We start from the raw sequence: 24,487 nt of genomic DNA on the forward strand, positions 1-24,487 counted from the left end.
GTATGGAAAAATTCAGAATCGCTGTTAGAAAATTTTCTCCTTTTGAAAGTACGCTGCAAAAGTTGTGGGATGCATTCTGCGTGAAAAACAACGTTAACATTGAGGTTGAAATGATACCGCTTGAACTGCACGATCTTTACGAAGAAACGATTACCCACAACGGTTTGAAAAACGGAAAATGGGACATTGCACATTTAAATACCGACTGGATTTTTGATGCTGCAAATGAAAAAGCGGTTCTTGATTTAACGTCTTTTATTAATCAAAATCCGCCGCAGGATTATCCGCAGGGCTGGCATCAGTCTTTATTAAATCTCCAGCAGATTAATAGCGGAACCTACGGACTTCCGTTTCACGACGGTCCGGAATGTTTGATATACAGAAAAGATTTATTTGAAGATGCAGCCGAAAAAGAAAATTTCAAGAAACAATTTGGTTACGAATTGTTCCCGCCAAAAACCTGGGAGCAATTCACCCAAATCGCAAGTTTTTTCAATCGTCCGGCCGCTAATTTATACGGCTGCGTTTTTGCTAATTTTCCAGACGGTCATAATATGGTTTTTGATTTCTGCCTGCAGTTATGGACACGAGGCGGATCGCTTTTAAACGACAAAAATCAGATCCTTATAAATCATAATCAGGCTGTAGAGGCTTTAGATTATTACCGAAATATAGTTAATAATAAAAAAGCCGTTCATCCGGGTTCGAAGAATTTTGGTTCTGTTGAAGCTGGTATGGCTTTCGCCGAAGGTCAGGCTGCAATGGCAATTAACTGGTTTGGTTTTGCATCAATGTGCGAAGTAATCGATGAATCGAAAGTTAAAGGCAGGGTTGATATTACCCAATTGCCTCACAATCCAAACCATAATACGGCGTCGCTGAATGTGTATTGGCTTTACACAATTGGAACCGGAAGTAAAAACCAGCAATTAGCTTACGATTTCCTCCGATTTGCCACAACGCCGGAAAGTGATAAATTATTGACAACCGAAGGTGGTATTGGCTGTAGAAAATCGACCTGGAATGATCCCGAAATCAACAAAACGATTCCGTACTATCATAAACTCGAAATGCTGCATGAAAATGCTTTGACTTTGCCGCAAACGCCAATTTGGCCAAAAGTGGCAGAATTAATTGACCAAATGGTTTTGAAAGCCATTGAAACAGAAATTCCGTCGAAAACACTTTTAGAAGAGACACAGGAAAATATTGAAAAATTGACGAATTGATTAGGCCTCATCAACTTCGCCAAAGTTTAGAACTTTGACAAAGTTTTCGGGGACTTCCTAAACCTAAAATAAATAAAAAATGAATATTCCCTATAAACCTTTACTGCCCGAAACTAAACAGCCCATCATCATCATCGGCGCGAGCGGTATCGTAAAAGATGCACATCTGCCTGCTTATAAAATGGCGGGGTTTACGGTTTTTGGCATTACAAACAGAACGATTGCAAAAGCACATGACCTGGCGAAACAATTTGACATCCAACATGTTTTTGAAAATGTGGCTGATGCGGTTAAAAATGCGCCTTCAAATGCGGTTTACGATATTACGGTTTTACCTGATCAATATATCGAAATATTAGAACAGCTTCCGGACGGCGCTGCGGTTTTGATTCAGAAACCAATGGGAAATGATTTGGCACAAGCCAGAGAAATTGTAGAAGTCTGTGAGAGAAAAAATCTTGTTGCGGCAATTAATTTCCAGCTTCGATTTTCGCCTTTTGTAAGCGCTGCAAGGTATTTAATCAACGAAGGGATCATTGGCGACTTATACGATTTAGAATTTAAAGTAACCGTAAATACTCCGTGGGAGTTGTTTCCGCTGATTAAAGAACATCCTAGATTGGAAATTCTTTTTCATAGTGTTCACTATATCGATTGCATCAGATCATTTCTCGGAAATCCGAAAAGTGTGATGGCAAAAACAGCGAAACATCCTCTTAAAAAATTATCGTCTAGCCGTTCTACCATTATTTTAGATTATGCCGAGGACAAACATGTGGTGATCAACACGAATCACGATCATCATTTTGGACCAAAACACGAAGAGAGCTACATTAAATGGGAAGGAACAAAAGGCGCTGTAAAAGCGAAAATGGGCTTACTTATGAATTATCCTGACGGACTTCCTGATATTTTTGAATATGCGGTTGAAAATGAAAAAGGAGAATTTGAATGGAAAAAAGTAGACCTTGAAGGTTCTTGGTTTCCAGAAGCTTTCATTGGGGCTATGTCTAATTTAATGCGATTTAAAGAAGGCTCAGACTCTAAATTACTGGCAAGCGTTCAGGACGTTCTGGATACTATGAAAGTCGTTGAAGCCTGCTATATCAGTAACAACAACGGCGGTGTATCCTTAACAGAATTATAAATTTTTAAACCATATAAGTCATATAAGATAATTTAAGCAGGGCGGTGAATTTAAAAGCTATACGCAAATAATTAAATGAACTTGTATCACTTATATGGTAAAACAAAACAAAAACAATATGTCTTTTAAATCAACATTTTTCGAGGATTATAAACTTGATGATAAAAGAGTTACATTAGGCAGAACTATAACCGAAACTGATTTTGTGGTTCACGCCGGACATACGGGAGATTTTTTTCCGCACCATATGGATGAAGAATGGTGCAAAACGCAGCCATTCGGACAACGTATTGCGCATGGAACTATGGTTTTTGCCATTGGAATCGGCCTAACAGCATCAGAAATAAATCCGGAAGCTTTTTCTAAAGGATACGACAGAATGCGTTTTGTGAAACCGGTTCATATTGGCGACACAATTCATTCTGAAATCACAATTTCTGAAAAAGGCGGAGCCAAAAAACCAGATATGGGAACGGTCACAGAACATGTTGAAATCATTAACCAAAGAGGCGAAGTGGTTTTGGTATGTGATCACCTTCTTTTGGTTAAAAAGAAATAATTCTTTTTGAGTTGCAAAGGTTCAAACTGGCAAAGGGACAGAGGGTTTTCTTCTCAATACACTTAGATCAAGACGCACTGCAGTGCGTCTCCAAAAACCTCTGACCCTCCGTTACTTTGAACCTTTGAACCTATATAAAAAAACAATAAACTATCTAACTAATGCAAGTAACAAACCAAACAGGCGATCTTCACGAAGTGCCGACAGAAGGCGGGAAAACAAATTATCTTCTGCCCTTTATTTTAATTACCAGCTTATTTTTCCTTTGGGGAATGGCACATAATCTGGATTCTATTTTAATTCCGCATCTTAAAAAAGCGTGCGAATTAAACAACCGCCAGTCGACTTTGATTGATACTTCGGTGTTTTTTGCTTATTTTATAATGGCAATTCCGGCCGGAATGCTAATTAAGAGATTCGGTTATAAAAACAGTATCATTACAGGATTACTAGTTTTTGCAGCGGGAGCATTTTTATTTGTACCTGCGGCAAATTCAAGAACTTACGAATTATTTTTATTCGCTTTATTCGTAATCGGATGCGGATTGACGATCTTAGAAACCAGTGCAAATCCGTATGCTGCGATATTAGGGCCTGCAGAATCTTCTTCTAAACGATTAAATTTAGCGGCATCTTTTAACGGGCTGGCCGCAATGGTAGCGCCAATTGTAGGTTCGCTTTTTATTCTTTCAGGAAAAAATCATACGCCGGAACAAATGGCAGCAATGCCGGAAGCGGAAAAAGCATCTTATTTATTAGGTGAAGCCGCTGCGGTAAAAATGCCTTATATTATTTTAGGAAGTGTTTTGGTTTTAGTGGCTATAATTTTCTATTTCATGCATTTGCCATCAATGAAACCACAGCATACAGAAGCTGAAGTGAAACCCGGATTCTTCTCTGTTTTGAAATTCCGTCATTTAAGCTGGGCAGTTGTCGCGCAATTCTTTTATGTGGGCGCGCAGGTTTGCATTACGAGTTTTTTCATCAGAATCGCCCAGCAAGGTGCTGGCTTAGACGAAAAAACAGCCGGATACTATCTTGGTATTTATGGTTTCTTATTTATGGCCGGTCGTTTTATTGGAACTTTCTTTTTGAAATTTGTCAAAGATTACGTCTTGCTTTCCATCTATTGTGCTGCAAGTATTGTACTTTGCTTATTAGCTATTTACGGAACCGGAATTGTGGTAATTTATGCATTAGGCGGTATCGGATTTTTTATGTCGATTATGTTTCCTACGATCTTTTCGTTAGGATTGGTTGGATTAAAATCGAATACTGAAACAGGTTCTTCATGGCTTGTTATGTCTATTGTAGGCGGTGCGATTCTTCCGTACGGAATGGGAACTTTAATCGATATGAAACACGATGATATTCAGGCTGGATATATTATTCCGCTTTTATGTTTTGTTATTATTTTATCATTTGGATTATACGGACATAAAGTAAAAACTGCTGTAAAATAATTTCGTTTTTAAGAATTTTAAAAGCCTTCAAATTAGTTTTTGAAGGCTTTTTTTCTTGAGAAAGCACTTAGAAATCAGCAGAGAAAAGAACTTTGTACACAAAGTATTACGTTTCATTGATTTGTAAAATGCTTATTTATTTTTTTATAATCATGAAAAAAATCCTGCAAAAAAATATCAAAACCATATTTCTGTTAATTATTTTACATTAAAATAACACATATATTTAAAAAAGTAATAATATTGTCTCAATCAACGCAATTTTTAATAAAATGTCATCAAGTTTCAATTCCGATCAAACCAGACTCCTTTTTGAGTTGTCTAAGGGAAGTGAACTGGCTTTTACTCAATTGTATAACCAATACAAAAATGCTGTATATGGTACGGCATTAAAAATAACCAAATCAAAAACACTGGCCGAAGAAACGGTTCAGGATGTGTTTCTAAAAATTTGGCAAAACCACGAAAATCTCGCCGAAATAACCAATTTCGAAAATTATCTTTTCATTATTTCCCGCAATCATATTTTTGATATGCTGAAAAAAATAGCAAGAGATACCAGTCTGGTTACAGATATAAATTACAAAAGCGTTTCTTCAGACGATACTGATACTCATATCAAAGATCAGCAATATGCCATTATTCTAAATGAGATTGTAGAACAACTGCCTCCACAACAGCAAAAAGTCTATAAAATGGCGAAGTGGGAAGGTTTAAGCCATCAAAAAATTGGCGAAGATTTAGGCATTTCTACAGAAACGGTAAAAAAACACATGGCGCAGGCTTTAAAATTTGTACGCATAAAAATTTCTCCTTACATGAATATGTTCATGACATTTCTACTGTTTTTTACGGTATAAAATCCCGCCTTTTTTCCTTCAAAATAAAAACGCAGAAATATTTTTTAAGTTTTTTTTACATTTTTTTTACTTTCAACTACTCCCTCCCCTTTTTTTAATCGTCTTTATATAAAATACGATCAATTAAATGGGCTGACCCTCTTTTTTGATTGTTTTCAAAAAAAAAAATACCCCAAAATTTATCCATACAAACAAGTACTAATTTAATTAACGAACAAATGCAGCAAAAAAAATTCGAAGATTTATTTGAAAGTTATCTGCAAAATAATCTATCAGAACTCGAGCAGCAGGAAATGATGGAGATTATTGCGCAAGGCACGCATGATGATTTCATTAAAGAAAAAATTCAACTGATGCTGAACGAAAATAATGCTGTAGAAGCAATAGACCACAAGCAGGGAGAATTCATTTTAAATTATATTTTATCTAAACCACAAAACGAACCAAAAGTATTTACACTTGAGCCGGAAAGAAAAAACAGAAAAAAAATCGTCCGTTTTGTTTTTGCTGCCGCAAGCATTGCCCTTTTAGCGTTTATAGGCAGTACTTTCTTTTTCAAATCAAATCCGGTGGTTCCTGCTGCAACTATAGAACAGCCTGTTAAAGAAAGTTCTTTAATTGCTTTTAGCGGCAAACAATTGGTTCACCTTCCTGACGGAAGTACGATTCTGTTAAACGATAACAGCAGTTTAAAATACGATCAGGATGCTTTTGGCACTAAAACACGTGAGGTAACCTTAACGGGAGAAGCTTTCTTTGACATCAAAAGAAACGAACAAAAACCATTTATCGTACATACTGGTAAAGTACAAACCAGAGTTTTAGGTACTGCTTTTAATATCAATGCCCGAAGCTCTTCTGATAATATTGAAGTTACGGTTGCAAGAGGTAAAGTTCAGGTGGGAGATACCGAAAAAGTATACGGTGTAATTACTCCTAACCAGCAGATTAAGGTAAACAGAACTACGCTAAACTACGAGCAGCATAATAATGTAAGCGCCGCTATTGTAACCGAATGGAAAAGTAATTATTTGATTTTGGATGATATTAATATGCAGGAAGCAGTTGCCTTAATTTCTCAAAAATACAAAGTTCAGATTTTACTTTCTAATGAAAAAATTAAGAACTGCAGAATCACAGCAAGTTTCTTAAATGAAGAAGATTTAGATCATGTGATGAAAGTAATCTGCAGTGTTATTGAAACTGAATATCATTACAACAAAGCCGGAAACATACTGTTAGACGGAAAAGGTTGTGAGTAAACAATAAAGAAGAAATGGCTGACTAACCTCCTACTTAGAAAGCTGAAGAGAGAAAATTATTAACCTTTAAAAAAAAATTAACCAAAAACCAAAATAAAAAAAGCCATCCAGCTCCTACACCAGATGGCCCAGATTCTTAATAATTAATCCAGTAACCATTAAAAAACATGCAAATTTATGAAATTACGCTGTAAAACAACCATGTTTGACAGTGAAAAGAAATCATCTTTTTTTCACTTGTCAAAAAAAACAATTATGATCATGCGAATCAGTTTATTCCACATTTTCTTACTGACCTGTGGTACTCATATGGTCTTTGCTACCGAAATGAGCGGTCAAAATTTAGAATCAATATCTGTTGACATTGAACTTCACAATCAGGATATTAAGACTTTATTTAAAACAATAGAAAATAAAACGGGATTACTGTTTGCTTATCAGCCGCAAATCATAAAAGATTTTCCAAAAGTAACTACACCCAGAGGACGCCGAAGTGTTAGTGACCTTTTAAACTCTGTATTTCAGGGCAGTAATTTAGTTTATAAACAAGTAGATAAAAATGTTGTTATCTACAAAAAAGAAACTCCCAAAACTGCTGCAAAAACAGAGAATGACGATGATGCAAATTATATGCTTACCGGAAAAGTTCTGGATGAAAACGGACAGCCTCTTCCCGGTGTTTCTATAGCTGTCGCAGGCAGTAATAAACAAGGGATTTCAGATTTTGACGGGCAGTTTTACATTGAATTACCATCAGGGAAACACGTACTAAAAGTATCTTATCTGGGATATAAAACACAGCAGGTTACCGTTGAAAACCAAACCTCTATTACCATCAAAATGCAGCCCGATCTGGCTAAACTGGATGAAATCGTAGTAATTGGTTACGGTACCACCACCAGAAGAACTTCAACTGGATCTGTAGTGAAGATTACATCTGAAGATATTCAAAAACAACCCGTAACCAATATTTTGCAAACACTGCAAGGAAGGACTCCGGGAGTTTTTGTAACTCAGACTTCGGGTTATGCGGGAAGTGATATGAATATCAGTATTCGAGGCCGAAATTTTATTGAAGGCAGCAACATTCCGCTTTATATTGTTGATGGTGTTCCATACATTGGAGACGACATTAAACAGCAGGTACAGGATCAAAATGTAATTAGAGGTGCTCAAAAATCGACGAGTCCGCTAAACATTATTAATCCAAATGATATCGAAAGCATCGAAATTTTAAAAGATGCTGATGCAACTGCTATTTACGGTTCAAGAGGTGCAAATGGTGTTGTACTTATTACTACTAAAAAAGGAAAATCCGGAAAAACAGAGTTTACTATAACGACCAACTCAGGGGTTTCGGAAGTAGTACATATGGCAAAAATGTTAGATACTCCCTCTTATCTAAACATGCTGCAAACTGCTTTGAATAATAATGGCAACGTTGCTGATGTTGATAGTAACGGTATTGCTATTACAGACTGGGATCCTAATGCTTATACCAACTGGCAGAAAAAGTTAATTGGAGGAACTGCAAATTTCAATAACTATTCGGCATCCTTAAAAGGCGGGAACGAAACAACTAATTTTCTTTTAAGCGGTGCTTATCATAAAGAAACTACGGTTGTGCCTGGGGATTTCAGTTATGATAAATTTTCTACTAACTTCAATATCAATCACAGTACATTAGACAGGAAATTAAAAATTGGAGCTTCTGTAATTTTTGCAACAGATAATAACAAACTACCTTTTTTTGATATCACAACTTATGCGCTGGGTACTGCTCCTAACCGTCCGTTATACAATGAAGATGGCAGTTATTACTGGTCACCGGATTATTTTAGTGACATAAATCCTCTTGCCGCTTTGGAGAAAAGAGTTGACGATAAAGGACTCAATTTAATTACCAGCTTTAATCTTCAATACGAAATTGAAAAAGGACTTTCTTTCAAAACAGATTTAGGATATGGCAGAGCGCAGATGCAGACGAAACAATTTATGCCGGGCTCTGCAACCAATCATGTTTATGCCGAAGCAAACGGAAGTAATGTAAACTTTCAAAGATCTTATACGGTTTCAACCAATAATACCAATAATTTTACTGTTGAACCACAGCTTAACTACACAACAGAATTATGGAAAGGAAACTTAACAGCACTTGTTGGAGGATCATGGCAGAATAGAAAATCAGAAATGCCGTCTTACGTTAATTCAAGCGGTTATAGTGCAGATAATTTAATTGGCAACTTAGGTACGGCAGAAAGTGTAACTGCCAGCAATGGAAGTGTAGAATATAAATACATTTCTCTTTTCAGCAGACTTAACTATAATATTCAAAACAGGTATATTCTAAACGTTAACTTTAGAAGAGATGGTTCATCCCGTTTTGGAGCAAATAATCGTTTTGGAAATTTTGGATCTGTAGGTGCTGCCTGGGTTTTTACTCAGGAGAAATTCTTAAGCAATCTTGCATGGTTAAGCTTTGGAAAGCTGCGTTCCAGTTATGGAGAAATTGGAAGTGATGAAATTGGAGATTATCAATATGCCGAAACTTTTGACACTCGTACATACGGCAACGGAAATGCTTCTATGTCTGCAGCACGAATTGCAAACCCTAACATTAAATGGGGATTAACAAAGAAATTTGAAGCCGCGCTCGATTTAAGTTTCCTTAATGATCGTATCTCTTTTACTGCAGCTTATTATAAAAATACTTCGAGTAACCAGTTGGTAAGCTATACTCTTAGTGCACAGGCAGGTTTTACAACTTATACGGCAAACTTACCGGCTGAAGTTGAAAATACAGGATGGGAATTTACTCTTGGTACAACAAATATTCATACTAAAAATTTAAATTGGTCAACTTCTTTTAATATTTCTACCAATTCTAACAAATTAGTATCATTTCCCGGAATAGAGTTTACCAGCTATTATTCTCAATATGTGATTGGAAAGCCATTAGGCGGCAGATATTTATACAATTTTACAGGTGTAAATGCCAACGGTATTTCGCAATTTGAAGATGTAAACGGAGACGGCAGAATCTCAAGCGGATTTGCTGAAACCGGCAGAGGAGACAGAAAATATTTTGGACCTACTTATCCTCAATATTATGGCGGTATCTCTAACACGATTAGTTATAAAGCTTTTACGCTTGATTTCTTATTTCAATTTGTAAAACAGGACGGTAGAACTTTAATGTCAGACACTGGAGCACAGCCTGGCTATCCTTACAGCACTGCAAATTTTCAAGTGGATGAATATAATGATTATTTAGCGCAGGGAAATGTTTTAAGTTCAGGGTTTCAAAATAGTTTTTTCAATTATATAGGATCAACTGCTTCGATTGTAGATGCATCTTATATAAAACTTAAAAATGTAAGTGCCTCTTATCAAATTCCTTTAGATGAGGCAACAAAGAAATTCCTGCAGAGTATCCGACTTTCGATTCAAGGACAAAACTTAGTAACGTTTACTAAGTATAAAGGCCTTGATCCTGAAACGCAGGGATTGGCATTGCCGCCATTACGTACTATAACTTTTGGAACTCAGTTTACATTTTAAATCTAAAAATCATGAAAAATATTTCAATTAAATATACCTCTATATTTTCGTTTTTTCTTTTATTAGGAATTACGAGCTGTGATGCTGCTCTTGATGTTGATCTTCCAAGTAATCAATTATCATCAGAAAGTGTTTACTCTACAGAAACAACTGCTGAAGCTGCTGTAAACGGAATCTACCAAAGTATGGTTACCGATTTTTATTACAACAGAGTGCATTCTGCTCTTGGACAAACTGCTGACGAATTGGTGCCTGCAACAGGTATTGCAAATGTTTACAGTTCTAATGAAATTCTGGAAACTGACGGAACTATAAATGGTAATTGGGGCGAATTGTATAAAACGATTTATAATGCTAATAACGTAATCGAAGGAGTTTCTAAAAGTACTTCTCTTAATGCAGTTAAAAGCAGACAATGGATTGCAGAAGCAAAATTTTTACGAGCATACTGTTATTTTTACCTGACTAACCTTTGGGGTAATGTACCATTAGTTCTTACAACAAACATAGATGTTTCTGCATTAGCACCGCAATCGTCGCAAGAAGATGTGTATGCGCAAATTTTGCTGGACTTAACAGATGCTTCTAAAGATCTTCCGGTAGATTATAAAAATTATGATCAGGAAAGAATTAGAGCTACAAAATGGGCTGCAGAAACTTTATTGGCAAGGGTAAATCTTTATTTAGGCAGATGGACTGAAGCCACTGCGCATGCCTCTGCAGTAATAAATCAGACAGGAATTTACAAAATCATCACTGATCTGGGAGAGGGCAATAGTCCCTTTATCGCAGATAGTGATGAATCTATATTGCAGATACCTTACTTTAATGTTGATTATACATACGAAGGATCCTCTGTATTTACTACCGGCGGTACTTTGTTGCTGAGAAAAGGTAATTCACTCTTTGAAACCGGTGATGCCAGAAAAACAAACTGGACAGTTGAAATTAGAAATAGAGCCGGTGTATTTCTAGGTATTGCACCTTATAAATATCAAAACGGATTTGAAGATTCTCCTGTAGAACGCTCTACTCCTTTAAGATTGGCAGAACTTTATTTAATTAGAGCCGAAGCCAGGGTAAAATCGAATGATATTACCGGGGCTCAGCAAGATATTAATGTAATTCGAAACAGAGCTTTATTAGATGATACCGCTCTAACAGATGCAAATCAATTATTAGACTTAATTGCGCTGGAAAGACAACGCGAGTTCTTTGCAGAAAACGGCCATCGTTGGCTGGACCTTAAAAGAACTGGAAAATTAGATGAAACACTCTCTGTTTTATCTGATAAAATCTGGAAAAGTACAGATAGTTTATATCCAATTCCAGAACCTGCCATTCGTTCTAATCCCTTTTTAACCCAAAATTCAGGATACTAAAAATTAAAAATAACGCAAGAATGTGTTTTCAGTAAAAATACATTCTTGCGATTTTAAAAACACTATGGAAACAACAATTGTAAGAGTTGAGGATTTGTCGCATCAATACAGTAAGGATTGGGCAATACAAAATATTAGTTTTGAAATTAAAGAAAATAGAATTTTAGGTCTTTTAGGATCTAATGGTGCAGGAAAATCAACTACAATGAATATTCTTTGCGGTGTCTTAAACCAGACCAGCGGTAATATTTTTATTGATGGAATCAATTTAAAAGAAAACCCTGTTGAAGCCAAAAAATTAATTGGCTTTTTACCGCAGACCCCGCCGTTGCATTTAGATCTAACGGTAGACGAATACTTAATTCACTGTGCCGAACTGCGACATGTAAAAAAGGAAAATCTAAAAAATGCTTTAGAGAAAGCCAAAGAGCAATGCGGTATCTCCCATTTCAGCAACCGATTAATTCGAAACTTATCCGGAGGTTACAGACAGCGTGTAGGTATTGCCCAGGCTATTATTCACGAACCAAAATTGGTAGTTTTAGATGAACCCACAAACGGACTTGACCCAAACCAGATTTTAGAAGTTAGAAAATTAATTAAAAAAATATCAAAAGATAAAGCGGTCATTTTTTCGTCGCACATTCTATCTGAAGTTCAGGCAACCTGTCAGGATATCAGAATGATCGAAAACGGACACATGGTTTTTGCTGATACACTTGATGCTTTCAATAATTATATCGAAGCAGATAAATTAACGGCAAGTTTTGAAAACCCGCCTGCAATTAACGTCTTAACAGATATTCCTGAAGTAACAGCAGCTGTTTTTCTTTCGCCTAAAAAAGTGCAGATCACTTTTACCGGAACGCAGGAAGTGGCAGAAAAAATTATTTCATTAAGCGTTTACAACAATTGGAAACTACGTGAAATTCAATTTGAAAAAGTATCACTTGACGAAATTTTTGCTCAATTATCTAAAAAAGCGCCTTCTAAAAACGCTATTCTTTCTTAAAAAACAAACAAATGAAAACAATATACAGAATTGCTAAAACAGAGCTTAACACCATGTTTTATTCGCCGGTGGCATGGGTCGTTTTAGTAATATTTTCGATCCAGTCCAGCTGGAAATTCTTCGGTACGGTTGAACGTTTTGAAAAAGCACAAAAAATTGGAGAAGGTATTGGTAACCTTAGTCAAACGATATTTTCAGGTTTCAGCGGCTTATATACCGAAATGCAGAATTATTTATACCTGTACGTCCCGCTTTTAACAATGGGATTAGTAAGCCGTGAAATTAACAGCGGGTCGATCAAACTCCTGCTTTCTTCCCCAATTAAAATTAAAGACATTGTATTGGGTAAATATTTAGCCATTGCCGCTTACTGTCTTTTATTTATTGTAATACTAGGTATGCAGGTTGGTATTGCGTACTTCTCCATCGATAATTTAGATTTAAAATTTGCTGTTTCGGGACTTATCGGCTTGTATTTGTTGGTTTGCACCTATGCTGCAATCGGACTTTTTATGTCTTGCTTAACTTCTTATCAAGTTGTTGCTGCGATTAGTACTTTGGTGGTTTTGGCAGGTTTAAATTTCATTGGAAAACTCTGGCAGGATGTCGAAGTTGTAAAAGATATCACTTATTTCCTTTCTATCGCCGGACGTGCAAACGAAATGCTGGAAGGACTTATTATCAGTAAAGATGTATTTTACTTTGTTTTAGTAAGCAGTCTTTTTATTGTACTGAGTATCTATAAATTACAAACCGGTAGAGACGCACAAACCATTTCTAAAAGAGTTTTAAAATATACTTTATTGATCACAGTTGTTTTATCACTTGGGTACATTACATCTAGAGCTCCTCTTACGTTATATCACGATATGACTCGTACAAAAGACAGAACATTAACTAAAACCAGTTTAGAAATTGTCAAAAAAATAGAGGGCCCTATAAAGTTAACCACTTATGTAAACTTATTAGATATCAATTATTATATGGCTATGCCTTATTCTCAAAATTCGGATAAAGCAAGTTTTGAAAAATACACTCGTTTTATACCACAGCTGGAAATGGAATATGTGTATTACTATGATACTTCAAACAATGAAGCTTTGTATGCCCAAAACCCTGGATTGAACGACAAGCAGCTGGCGGAGAAAATGATCGAAACCCAGGATTTAAAGCTGAAAAAACTATATTCTCCTGAAGAAATTAAAAAGGTTATAGATTTAAAATCTGAGCAGAACAGAGTTGTCCGTACAGTAGAATATAACGGTAAGAAAACATTCCTAAGAATGTTTGACGATATGTTTAAAGTTCCTATGGAAAAAGAAATCTCTGCTTCTTTAAAACGTGTTGTGGTTCCGGCACCAAAAATTGTTTTTGCAACCGGAAACATGGAAAGAAGCGTTGACAAAATTGGAGATAAAAATTACAAAACCGGATTTAATGAAATCACCTTCAGATATTCACTTATCAATCAAGGATTTGATGTTTCTTCTGTTGATATTAATGCGCAGAACATTCCTAACGAAACGAGTATTTTAATCATCGCCGATCCGAAAACGCAATTGAGCCAGGGCGCATTAGACCGTATTACGAAATATATCGATCAGGGAAAAAATGTAATGCTTTTGGCTGAACCGGAAACTAATTCTGCTCTGGCGTCAATTACAGATAAATTAGGTTTGAGTTTTACAAAACAAGCTCTGGTTCAGGAAAGTGAAACCAATTCTCCTGATTATTTAGTAACCGATTTCCAAAAAAACATCGACACTGCTGTAATTAAATTTAGTAAAACCAAAAACGATCATAATCCTATTCCGCTTTTAGGAAGCAGCGGCATTAAAACGACAAAAGACGCAGGTTTTAAAGTGACAGCGCTTTTAAAAACCAATAATCAGCCTGCATGGGAAGCGCCAGCTGGAATTACTTCCATTCCTGAAAATTTGAAAAAACAGCCTTCGACAACAGCAGTGCCGCTTGTTGTAGCTCTAACAAGAAATATAAACGGTAAATCTCAAAAAATAATTGTGGCCGGAGATGCAGATTTTATGGGCAATGCCGAGTTAAGCCGAGGCGGTTCAGGAACATTCCAGTTCGTAACTGATATCTTCAGCTGGTTTACCAACTACGAATTTCCAATCGATACCACGCGCCCTGAAAATACTGACAAGAAAATAACCATGAATGCTAATCAGGTTTTTATAAGTAAAATTGTCTTCATCGGACTGTTTCCTTTATTGATTATACTCAGCGGTGCTTTTATCCTAATTAGAAGAAATAGAAGATAAAAAACAACGAAATGAATACTAAAAAAACTATCATTATTGGGATTATGGCCTTGTCTTTTCAAGGCGCATTTTCTCAGTTTAAAACCAACATTCCGCTGGACAAAAACGTGACGACCGGAAAATTAAAAAACGGACTCACCTATTACATCCTGCATAACGAAGAACCAAAAGACCGCGCCAGTTTTTACTTTGTGCAAAACGTTGGCGCCATACTGGAAGACGACAATCAAAACGGATTGGCACATTTTCTGGAACACATGGCTTTTAACGGAACCAAACATTTTAAAGGCAAAGGCATTATCAAGATGCTCGAAAAAAACGGAGTTACTTTTGGTAAAGACATCAATGCCTATACCGCTCACGATGAAACCGTTTACAATATCAGCTCGGTTCCCGCTGGCAACGAAAAACTGATAGATTCTACACTTTGGGTTTTACACGACTGGTCTGGCTCTCTTTCTTTAACCAATGAAGAAATTGATGCCGAAAGAGGCGTAATCAGAGAAGAATGGAGAACCAGAAGAACCAGCGGTTTTCGTTTAAAAATGCAGACAGATCCCGTTTTATACAAAGATTCGAAATACAGTAAAAGAGATGTTATTGGTGATTTAAATATCATCAATAACTTCAAATACCAGGATCTGCGAAACTATTACAAAAAATGGTACAGACCAGATTTACAAGCCGTTATTGTAGTGGGAGATATTGATGTAAAAGCTATAGAGCAAAAAGTCAAAGCGATATTCTCTGATATTCCACTTGCAAAAAAAGCAGCAGCAAGAACCTATGAAAAAATTCCGAAACATAACGAATTGTATTTTGGTACGGCGACAGATAAAGAAGCTTCATCGACTTCCATTACACTTCAGTATGTCTTAGATGAGCCTTTATTAAAAGACAGCATCGTGACGCGCAAAAATGTAATGAATTCATTTTACACCAGTATTTTAAACAATCGTTTTAAAGAATTGCTCATAAAAAATCAAGGTGGTGCTTTAAATTTAAAAACGTATTTTGAACCTATTTCCAGACTAAATACTTCATTTAATATTTCGGCTTTAGCCAAAAAAGGAAAAATACTTGACGCTTTTGAAGAAGCTTATACCGAAACAGAACGCTTAAATCGTTTTGGCGCCGCAAAAGCCGAATTAGATCGAACGAAAAAACTTTTTATTAGTTCCTACGACGATTTTATCAGTAACAAAGATAAAGTGGATAATGACAGCTGGGCTGATAAACTCACCAATTATTTCTTAAAAGCTAAGCCATTCCTTTCCCCTGAAGATGATTATAAATTAATTGTTGGGATCATAAAAAGCATCACTTTAGAGGAATTGAATGCTTATGCAAAAACGATTCAAAAACCAACAAACCAGATAGTTTTGGTCAGCGGGTCAGATCAGGATAAAAATGATTTTCCTACGAAAGAAGCGGTTATAAATGTGATAAAAAAGGTCGAAAACAAGACTTTAGAACCTTACACAAAACAAGAAAACAATGCTCCTTTAGTAGAAAAAGAACTAAAACCTGCCCCAATTAAAAAAACATTTGAAATAGCCGGAATTACAGACGCAAAAGGGTATATTTTGGAAAATGGAGCCAATGTTATTGTTTTGCCAACAAAGTATTCGCAGGATCAGATTGTCTTTTCCGCATTTGCAAAAGGCGGTAAATCTTTAATTAAAACCGAGGATTTAGCTTCTGCTGAAATTGCATCAACGATTGCAAGATCATCGGGTTTGGGCAGTTTTGATAATATTGGTTTAAAAGAAAAACTTACGGGTAAGGTGGCACAATCTGCTCCTTTTATTGGCGAGAACACACAAGGATTTCAGGGAAGTTCCAATAAAGCCGATTTTGAGACCATGCTTCAATTGTTATATCTTTCTTTTGAAGCACCTCGTTTTGACCCCAATATTTTTAATATTCTAAAAGAACAATATAAAAATCGTTTAGAAACCATTAAAAAGGATAACGAAAATGCTTTTAAAGACTCTATTGATCTGGCCAATTCAAACCATAGTGCGCGTACTTTCATATTCAATGAAAAATTCCTGGAAACTATTGATCTAAAAAAAGCAGAAAACATTTACCGTGACCGATTCAAAAATGCATCTGATTTTACTTTTGTTTTCGTTGGAAACATTCCAGAAAAAGCTTTAGAATTAATTCAGAAATATATCGGAAACCTAAAATCAAATCCAGCTTTAAAAGAAACTTTTACAGATCATAACATCGAACCGAAAAAAGGTAAAACCGTAGTGCATTTTAATCGCCCGATGGAAGTGGCAAAAAGTACTGTTTACTTAAATATAACAGGTAAAACAGAGTACAGCAAAGAAAATGCTATGACTATGTACATCATTGGTGAATTATTATCTAAACGATTCCTGCAGACTATTAGAGAAGAAGAAGGCGGCAGCTACGGCGTAAATGTTGGCGGCAATCTGGAATTAATTCCAAAACCTTCATTCAGCCTGGCTCTGACTTTTGACTGCAATCCTGATAAACAGGAAAAATTAATGCAGATTGTCTGGAAAGAAATAAACGATTTAAAAACAAACCCGGTCAACGCAGATGATTTAGAAGATATTAAAAAAGCCTTGTTGAAAAACAGAGAAGAATCACTTAAAACCAATTCTTTCTGGAATACAACAATCTATAACAGCACATTAAATCAGATTCCGTTTTCAACAGATGAAGAATATAAAAATTTAATTTCTAAAATTAATCAAAAAACTATTCAGCAGTTTAGTAAGCACGTTTTGGATAGTTCTAGTAGTGTCGAAGTTATTATGAACCCTGAAGCCAATCAGGAAAGTAAAAAACTTTAGAATACATTTTTATTTTTATTAGTCATTAAAGGTTGTCTTAACGGACAGCCTTTTTTGTTTAATAGTTTTAGAAATTAAAAAACGCCTCTAAATGAGGCGTTTTTCATTACTTAATGGCGATCATTGTGACTACCATGATCTTTGTTTGATTGTTTTTTGGAATTGTTCTTATCCCTATTGTCATGTTTCTGATTACCATGAGATTTATTCTTTTTTGCTGGTTTTTCTCCTCTTGTTTTCTGAGGAGTTCCATGGTAACCTTTTGGATAACTGGCTCTGTGTCTGGAGTGATACGAATATGGAGCATCTCCTTTGTAATCGTTTAAAACTACCTTATAACCGGAATATAAATCATATTGTCTGTATTTTGCAGGAAGTCTTCTTTCACGAACCCATCTGCCGTTATTATCATAGATATACTGGCTTTGGGCTACATCATAATAAATATCAATATCCGGCAAATAGTAATATCTGCTGTCATCGTATCCCTGCGGTCCCCAGTTTGGAGGTGTTCCGATGTTTATATTAACTGATACTTGTGCATGAGCAAAAAATACACTCATAAATAATACGGAGGCGAATACTAACTTTTTCATGTTTTTAGAATTTAAATATTAATTTCAAATAGATAATAATCTAAAGTAGTGCCAATATCAACGTTTATCGAATGAATTATACAGAAACGCTAAACCAATCGACGAAAAGTATCTTTTAACCGATATATATATTTAAAATTAAAAACGCCTCAATAATGAGGCGTCTTTAGTCATGTTTAAATTTAATTAATAGCGATCATCATGCGAACGATCATGATCATTGTGGAATTTTATTGTTTTATTTTAGATATGCCGCAGAAATAAATCTTAACACAGTAAAACTAAATACAAAATTTTAATATTGTATATTATTTAGACCAAGGTTACATTTTTAACGACAAAAGTACCTTATTGCCGTATTTTATTTCCATCCGCCGCCCAAAGCTCTGTACAAATTCACAACAGCCTGCAGTTTCTGTAAATTATCATTTACACCGCTTAATTGTGCCGAAAGAAGATTTTGTTCAGAGGTTAATACGTCTGTATAATTGGTAGCCGAACTATATTCTAAAAGCTGCTGCGTAAAATCGACTGCTTTTTCTAATGCTTCAATTTGCTTTTTTCTGGAATCTTCTTTTGCAGCAGCCATTTGGTATGCAAACAAGGCATTTGAAACTTCCTGTCCTGCCGTTAAAAGGCTTTGCTGGAAATTATTGTAAGCTTGTAATTGCTGCGATTGAGCCGTTGTTAATCTGGTTTTATTTAAACCCTGATTAAAAATTGGCTGCGTTAATCCTCCAATTATCGAGTAGAAAATAGAATTGCTGAAAAAGTCTTTTAATTCTAAATTCGAAAATCCGCCGCTTGCTGTAAGCGTTAAACTTGGATAAAAATAAGTTTTAGCCAGGTTAGTAGATTCAAAAGCTACTCTGAAATTAAATTCTGCCTGACGCACATCCGGACGATTTTCCAACAACTGAGACGGAACTCCAACAGCTATATTTTCAGGAATAATCTGCGTTCCCAATTCACCTCTGTCAATCGGTCCCGGCGCTTGTCCTAATAAGATATTGATAGCGTTTTCGGTTTCACGAATGCTTCGTTTTAAATCCGGAATCAAAACTTCGGCCGCATACTGGTTGGCTTCACTTTGTACAACAGATGCCCCTGTTACAATTGCGCCTTCCTTTAAAGCTTTAATGGTTTCAACATTTTTGATACGGCTTTCTAAAGTTTCCTCTGTAATCTTAAGAGATTTATCATAAGAAAGTAATAAAAAATAATTATTGGCAATATCTGCAATCAATTGAGTCTGAACTGCCTGTTTAGCTGCATCTGTTGCTAAATAACTTGCCAAGGCAGCTCTTTTAGAACTGCTTAGTTTTCCCCAGATATCAGCCTCCCACGAGGTGCTTAAACCTAATTTGTAAGTCGTCGTTAAGGTATTAATATTAATTCCCGCCGGAAAGTTTAAACCAGCTTCTGACTGTTTTGTACGTGTGGCACTTGCATCCAGGTTTAGGGTTGGATAATACGCCAGTTTACTTTGGCGCAGCGAAGCTTGTGCCTGAATAATGTTTTCAATAGCATTTTTCAAATTAAGATTATTATCTAATCCTTTTTGAATCAATGCATTTAGTTTCTCATCCTTAAAAACGCTCTGCCACGGCATATCTGCAATTGTAGTCGTATCCGCAGAAGTCTCGTCACGATACAGTTTATCTGTCGAGAGTGTGGTTGGGCGTTCGTACTTTTTGGTAATCGAGCACGCACTCAAAAGTGCGGCTGTGATTACCATAAGAATATATTTGTTTGAACTATTAGTCATCTCTGTTTTTAATTAAATTTTACTCTTTGTGAGCTTCTATTAACTGAATTTCCTCTTCATCGTCATCGTCGTCATATCCTTCTTTGGCCGGACCGCTGATTCTTTCTTGTAAAGTCTGGAAAATGATAAACAAAACCGGAATAACAAATACCCCTAAAATGGTTCCGATTAACATACCTCCTACAGCTCCGGTTCCAATTGATTTGTTTCCTACGGCTCCTGCTCCGGTGGCAAACATTAACGGCACAAGTCCCAGAATAAAGGCAAACGAGGTCATTAAAATTGGACGTAAACGTGCTACGGCTCCTTCAATTGCGGCTTGCACAATCGGCAGTCCTTTTCGTCTTCTGTCTAAAGCAAATTCAACAATCAAAATACCATTCTTGGCTAGAAGTCCAATTAACATAATTAAGGAAATCTGCAGGTAAATGTTACTGTTTAGTTTGAAAATAATCGAGAACAAATAAGCTCCTGCTAATCCAAACGGAATTGAGAATAATACCGCAAACGGCAAGATATAACTTTCGTACTGCGCACTTAATAAGAAATAAACGAAAACCAAACATAAAATAAAGATGAAAATCGTTTCACTTCCTGAAGCCAATTCCTCACGCGTTAATCCTGAGAATTCATAACCATAGCCTGCCGGTAAATTTTCGGCGGCAACTTCCTGAATCGCTTTAATAGCATCTCCGGAACTAAATCCAGGGTTTGGAGCTCCCGTAATCGAAATAGAAGAGAAAAGGTTAAATCTTGAAATAGATTCCGGTCCAAAAACTCTGGTCATTTTTACAAATTCTGTAATTGGTGCCATTGTTCCAGCGCTGTTTCTAACGAAGATTTTATTTAATCCTTCTGTATTGGTACGGAATTCCGGCGAAGCCTGAATCATAACACGGTATTGTTTTCCGAATTTATTGAAATTCGAAGCGTATAATCCTCCGTAATATCCTTGCATTGTAGACAAAATTGTATTGATCGAAACACCAGCATCTTTCGCTTTCGCCAGATTTACATCCATCATGTACTGAGGGAATCCCGGGTTAAAAGGAGTTGTTGCGTATTGTATTTCAGGACGTTCTGCTAATTTTGCTAAGAATTCATTATTTACTTTAAAGAATTCTGCCGTGGTATGTCCTCCTTTATCCTGTAATTGGAATTCGAATCCACCACTTTGTCCAAAACCTTGAATCGTTGGCGGCGAAATAAAGAAAATATTAGCCTCACGAATACCGCTTGTTTTTGCAAAAAGCTGTCCAATTACATCATTAACACTTAGGTCACGTTTTTCCCAAGTTTCTAATTTTATAATAACCATACTATAGGCACTTCCCGCTCCAGCCGTAAAGTTTTGTCCTACAATACGAAGCGTATTTTTGACCCCCGGAATAGTTTTGGCAATACTGTCAACTCTTTTGGCAATTACATCAGAACGCTCCATAGAAGCAGACGGCGGTAAGCTGATATTGGCAAAAACGGTACCCTGATCTTCCGAAGGAACGAAAGCTGAAGGCGTGGTTTTCATCATATAAAACAAAGCAGCACCGGCAATTACAATAGAAGCCGCCACAATCCATTTTTTTACAGAAAGGAACTGAACTGATCTTTTGTATTTTCCTGTTACGTTATCAAACGCAACGTTAAACGCAGTATAAAATCTTTGTAAATAAGTTTTATGTTTATGATCGTCTGCATGCGGTTTTAAAAGCAAAGCACATAAGGCCGGACTCAAAGTCAGGGCGTTTACTGCCGAAAGAATAATCGCCACAGCCAGTGTAATACCAAACTGTTTGTAGAAAACCCCTGTTGATCCTGTAATAAAAGTTACCGGAATAAATACGGCCGCCATTACAAGTGTAATTGAGATGATCGCACCAGAAATTTCACCCATGGCATCAATCGTAGCTTTTTTAGCCGATTTATATCCGTGGTCTAATTTGGCGTGCACGGCCTCGACGACCACAATCGCATCATCGACCACAATACCAATGGCCAGAACCATTGCAAAAAGCGTTAATAAGTTGATCGTAAATCCAAACAAACTCAGGAAGAAAAATGTACCTACAATCGCAACCGGAACTGCAATAGCCGGAATTAAAGTAGATCTGAAATCCTGAAGGAAAATAAATACTACAATGAAAACTAATATAAAAGCTTCAACCAAAGTGTGAATTACTTTCTCAATAGAAGCATCTAAATTCTCATTTACGTCAACAAGAATAGTATATTTTACTCCTTTTGGGAAATTCTTTGCGGCTTCTTCAATTAGTTTTTTAGAGTTATTGATTACATCACGTGCATTTGATCCGGGAGTCTGGCTGATGGCCATCGCTGTCGATTCTACTCCATTGGTTTTAGTTGTTGAGGCATAACTTAAAGCTCCCAACTCAACTTTAGCCACATCTTTTAATCGAAGTATTTGTCCGTTACCAATAGATTTTATAACAATATCCCCAAATTCCTGAGAACTGGTTAAACGTCCTTTATACTTAATTACATATTGAAAAGCCTGATTTCCGTTTTCACCAAATTTACCTGGTGCAGCTTCTATATTTTGTTCTGCCAAAGCGGCCGAAATATCACTTGGAATCAGCTTATACTGCTGCATAATATCTGGTTTCAGCCAGATTCTCATCGAGTAATCTTTTGCACCAAAAACGGTTACATCTCCTACTCCAACTACACGCTGGATCTGAGGTACAAGGTTAATCTTAGCATAATTTTGCAGGAAAGTCTGATCGTATGCTTTATCATCACTGTATAAAGAAAAAATCAGCAAGTTACTACTCTGGCTCTTTGTTACTGTTACCCCAGCCTGAGTTACCTCTACCGGAAGTAAACTTGTAGCTCTCGAAACCCTGTTCTGCACGTTTACCGCCGCTAAATCCGGGTTTGTTCCTACTTTAAAGAATATTTTTATCGAAGCATTTCCATCATTGGTTGCTGTAGAAGTCATGTAAGTCATGTTTTCTACACCGTTAATTTGTTCTTCAAGCGGAATTACAATACTTTTTAACACCACATCGGCATTTGCACCCGTATAACTTGCGGCAACGTTTACTGTTGGCGGCGCAATATCAGGATACTGAGAAATAGGCAGTTCGACCAAGCCTAAAATACCTAAGATGACAATAATAACAGATATTACTGTCGAAAGTACAGGTCTTTGTATGAATATTTTAAACATTTTTTCTTATTTTAAGTCTGCGTAAACAGTTTCGGCATTTTGATTTTGAGGTTTAATCTCAGTTCCTTCTTTTAAAGAAGCTACACCTTCTAACACAATTTGATCTCCTGCTTTTAAGCCGCTTGTTACCACATAATAATTGCCTGCTGTATTTTCAAGCACTGTGATGTTAGCATTTTTGGTTTTTCCGTCTGTTCCTACAATTACTGCAAAAATTTTATCCTGAAGTTCGAAAGTAGCGCTCTGTGGAATTATAATAGACTCTTTCACTTCTTTTGGAATTCTTACTGTTGTACTGCTTCCGCTTCTGATAACTCCTTTTGGATTAGGAAAACGTGCTCTTATGTTTACTGATCCGGTTTCTGTATTAATAAGTCCGTTTACAGTCTCTACATATCCTTTTTCAGGATAAGCAGAACCATCTGCAAGAATTAATGAAACAGGTGGAATTTTTTTAATTGCCTGGGTTAATGAAGATCCTGCTCCGGCATTTTCTGTAAAGTTTAAAAGCATTTTTTCGTTTAATGCAAAATAGGCATACACGTTTCCAATACTTGAAACCGTAGTTAAAGGTTCAGTTGTATTTGAGCTTACCAGACTTCCTAATCGAAACGGAATAGAACCTACAACGCCATTAACCGGACTTGTTACGGTAGTATAGCCTAAATTGGTTTTGGCATTGACCAAAGCAGCATTTGCCTGAGCCAAAGCGGCTGCAGCTGATTCATAAGTATATTGTGCCGATTCTAAATCGTATTTACTAATGATTCCTTTTTCAACCAAAGGCTTTACTTTATTTACAGCAAGTTTTGCCGCACTTAAATCTGCCTGAGCACTTTTAATGCTTGCCGCTGCAGTACGAACCTGCTGTTCGTATTCAGGAGCACTGATTTTAAACAAAGGCTGTCCGGTTTTTACCACAGCACCTTCATCTACAAAAATCTTATCGATATAGCCTTCTACTCTCGGTCGGATTTCTATGTTTTGCTGTCCTTGGATACTTGCAGGAAAGTCTGTATTTAAAGTGGCTGATTTTGGCTGTACGGTCAGCGTTTTATACTCTTTAATTTGCGGTGCGCCTCCGGCCTGAGCCTGTTTATCATTTTTACCGCAAGATGCGATAAGAACTGATGCTGCGAGAATACTTAAAAATGATTGCTTATTCATTAGAAATAATATGTAATTATCGATTATATCGAACAAAAGAAATAAAATATTACATACAAAAAATTTCAAATAGACGAAGACCATTAAACTATCGATAAAGATAACCTTAGACACGATGGAAATTTTAAAAAATTAAACAAGCGTTTAATTTTATAGCTCGTCGGCTCTAAAATGGTTT

At 36.3% G+C, this 24,487-nt stretch carries 15 protein-coding genes; 11 read left to right on the top strand and 4 right to left on the bottom strand.

From position 1 onward, the window contains the following. Window positions 1–2: 2 nt before the first annotated feature. From BKM63_RS20005 to BKM63_RS20055, 11 genes are all read left to right on the top strand, one after another. Window positions 3–1,229 (top strand): ABC transporter substrate-binding protein, encoded by a 1,227-nt coding sequence (locus BKM63_RS20005; RefSeq protein ID WP_071638342.1) that lies wholly within the window; start codon window positions 3–5, stop codon window positions 1,227–1,229. Window positions 1,230–1,308: 79 nt separating this feature from the next. After that, on the top strand, window positions 1,309–2,376 hold the full coding sequence (locus tag BKM63_RS20010) for a Gfo/Idh/MocA family protein (RefSeq protein ID WP_071638343.1): 1,068 nt from the start codon (window positions 1,309–1,311) through the stop codon (window positions 2,374–2,376). A 118-nt stretch (window positions 2,377–2,494) separates the two neighbouring features. Then, on the top strand, window positions 2,495–2,935 hold the full coding sequence (locus BKM63_RS20015) for a MaoC/PaaZ C-terminal domain-containing protein (protein WP_071638498.1): 441 nt from the start codon (window positions 2,495–2,497) through the stop codon (window positions 2,933–2,935). 161 nt (window positions 2,936–3,096) lie between these two features. Continuing rightward, window positions 3,097–4,398 (top strand): L-fucose:H+ symporter permease, encoded by a 1,302-nt coding sequence (gene fucP, locus BKM63_RS20020; protein WP_071638344.1) that lies wholly within the window; start codon window positions 3,097–3,099, stop codon window positions 4,396–4,398. A gap of 272 nt (window positions 4,399–4,670) precedes the next feature. Continuing rightward, the gene (locus BKM63_RS20025) at window positions 4,671–5,258 is read left to right on the top strand and encodes an RNA polymerase sigma factor (protein WP_071638345.1); all 588 of its coding nucleotides are present in this window, start codon (window positions 4,671–4,673) and stop codon (window positions 5,256–5,258) included. A gap of 218 nt (window positions 5,259–5,476) precedes the next feature. Continuing rightward, a complete protein-coding gene (locus tag BKM63_RS20030; RefSeq protein WP_071638346.1) occupies window positions 5,477–6,520 on the top strand; it encodes a FecR family protein in 1,044 nt (347 codons plus the stop codon). A 177-nt stretch (window positions 6,521–6,697) separates the two neighbouring features. Then, window positions 6,698–10,081: a TonB-dependent receptor gene (locus BKM63_RS20035; protein WP_083572294.1), complete on the top strand. Its 3,384-nt coding sequence runs from the start codon at window positions 6,698–6,700 to the stop codon at window positions 10,079–10,081. A gap of 11 nt (window positions 10,082–10,092) precedes the next feature. Then, complete coding sequence (locus BKM63_RS20040; protein ID WP_071638348.1) at window positions 10,093–11,463, top strand: RagB/SusD family nutrient uptake outer membrane protein; 1,371 nt, start codon at window positions 10,093–10,095, stop codon at window positions 11,461–11,463. 64 nt (window positions 11,464–11,527) lie between these two features. Continuing rightward, window positions 11,528–12,475, top strand: coding sequence for an ABC transporter ATP-binding protein (locus BKM63_RS20045; RefSeq protein WP_071638349.1), 948 nt, complete (start codon window positions 11,528–11,530; stop codon window positions 12,473–12,475). A gap of 11 nt (window positions 12,476–12,486) precedes the next feature. Further along, window positions 12,487–14,757 carry a Gldg family protein gene (locus BKM63_RS20050; RefSeq protein WP_071638350.1) on the top strand — a complete coding sequence of 757 codons (2,271 nt, stop codon included), beginning with the start codon at window positions 12,487–12,489 and terminating at the stop codon, window positions 14,755–14,757. Window positions 14,758–14,768: 11 nt separating this feature from the next. Continuing rightward, entirely contained in the window at window positions 14,769–17,591 is a 2,823-nt protein-coding gene (locus tag BKM63_RS20055; RefSeq protein ID WP_071638351.1) for a M16 family metallopeptidase, read from the top strand. Window positions 17,592–17,701: 110 nt separating this feature from the next. Here BKM63_RS20055 and BKM63_RS20060 read toward each other — a convergent pair whose 3' ends face one another. The 4 genes from BKM63_RS20060 to BKM63_RS20075 form a co-directional block, all read right to left on the bottom strand. Continuing rightward, window positions 17,702–18,187 carry a hypothetical protein gene (locus BKM63_RS20060; RefSeq protein ID WP_071638352.1) on the bottom strand — a complete coding sequence of 162 codons (486 nt, stop codon included), beginning with the start codon at window positions 18,185–18,187 and terminating at the stop codon, window positions 17,702–17,704. A gap of 361 nt (window positions 18,188–18,548) precedes the next feature. Then, on the bottom strand, window positions 18,549–19,955 hold the full coding sequence (locus BKM63_RS20065) for an efflux transporter outer membrane subunit (protein ID WP_071638353.1): 1,407 nt from the start codon (window positions 19,953–19,955) through the stop codon (window positions 18,549–18,551). A 19-nt stretch (window positions 19,956–19,974) separates the two neighbouring features. Continuing rightward, on the bottom strand, window positions 19,975–23,142 hold the full coding sequence (locus BKM63_RS20070) for an efflux RND transporter permease subunit (RefSeq protein WP_071638354.1): 3,168 nt from the start codon (window positions 23,140–23,142) through the stop codon (window positions 19,975–19,977). Between the two features lie 6 nt (window positions 23,143–23,148). Further along, window positions 23,149–24,309 carry an efflux RND transporter periplasmic adaptor subunit gene (locus tag BKM63_RS20075; protein ID WP_071638355.1) on the bottom strand — a complete coding sequence of 387 codons (1,161 nt, stop codon included), beginning with the start codon at window positions 24,307–24,309 and terminating at the stop codon, window positions 23,149–23,151. Between the last annotated feature and the right edge of the window lie 178 nt (window positions 24,310–24,487).

This window comes from Flavobacterium johnsoniae, from assembly GCF_001879205.1.
GTDB lineage: Bacteria > Bacteroidota > Bacteroidia > Flavobacteriales > Flavobacteriaceae > Flavobacterium > Flavobacterium johnsoniae_A.

Excerpts from the sequence above, each read along its gene's own strand:
- BKM63_RS20005 (WP_071638342.1), top strand. The coding sequence starts at position 3 with ATGGAAAAATTCAGAATCGCTGTTAGAAAATTTTCTCCTTTTGAAAGT.
- BKM63_RS20010 (WP_071638343.1), top strand. The coding sequence starts at position 1,309 with ATGAATATTCCCTATAAACCTTTACTGCCCGAAACTAAACAGCCCATC.
- BKM63_RS20015 (WP_071638498.1), top strand. The coding sequence starts at position 2,495 with ATGTCTTTTAAATCAACATTTTTCGAGGATTATAAACTTGATGATAAA.
- fucP (WP_071638344.1), top strand. The coding sequence starts at position 3,097 with ATGCAAGTAACAAACCAAACAGGCGATCTTCACGAAGTGCCGACAGAA.
- BKM63_RS20025 (WP_071638345.1), top strand. The coding sequence starts at position 4,671 with ATGTCATCAAGTTTCAATTCCGATCAAACCAGACTCCTTTTTGAGTTG.
- BKM63_RS20030 (WP_071638346.1), top strand. The coding sequence starts at position 5,477 with ATGCAGCAAAAAAAATTCGAAGATTTATTTGAAAGTTATCTGCAAAAT.
- BKM63_RS20035 (WP_083572294.1), top strand. The coding sequence starts at position 6,698 with ATGAAATTACGCTGTAAAACAACCATGTTTGACAGTGAAAAGAAATCA.
- BKM63_RS20040 (WP_071638348.1), top strand. The coding sequence starts at position 10,093 with ATGAAAAATATTTCAATTAAATATACCTCTATATTTTCGTTTTTTCTT.
- BKM63_RS20045 (WP_071638349.1), top strand. The coding sequence starts at position 11,528 with ATGGAAACAACAATTGTAAGAGTTGAGGATTTGTCGCATCAATACAGT.
- BKM63_RS20050 (WP_071638350.1), top strand. The coding sequence starts at position 12,487 with ATGAAAACAATATACAGAATTGCTAAAACAGAGCTTAACACCATGTTT.
- BKM63_RS20055 (WP_071638351.1), top strand. The coding sequence starts at position 14,769 with ATGAATACTAAAAAAACTATCATTATTGGGATTATGGCCTTGTCTTTT.
- BKM63_RS20060 (WP_071638352.1), bottom strand. The coding sequence starts at position 18,187 with ATGAAAAAGTTAGTATTCGCCTCCGTATTATTTATGAGTGTATTTTTT.
- BKM63_RS20065 (WP_071638353.1), bottom strand. The coding sequence starts at position 19,955 with ATGACTAATAGTTCAAACAAATATATTCTTATGGTAATCACAGCCGCA.
- BKM63_RS20070 (WP_071638354.1), bottom strand. The coding sequence starts at position 23,142 with ATGTTTAAAATATTCATACAAAGACCTGTACTTTCGACAGTAATATCT.
- BKM63_RS20075 (WP_071638355.1), bottom strand. The coding sequence starts at position 24,309 with ATGAATAAGCAATCATTTTTAAGTATTCTCGCAGCATCAGTTCTTATC.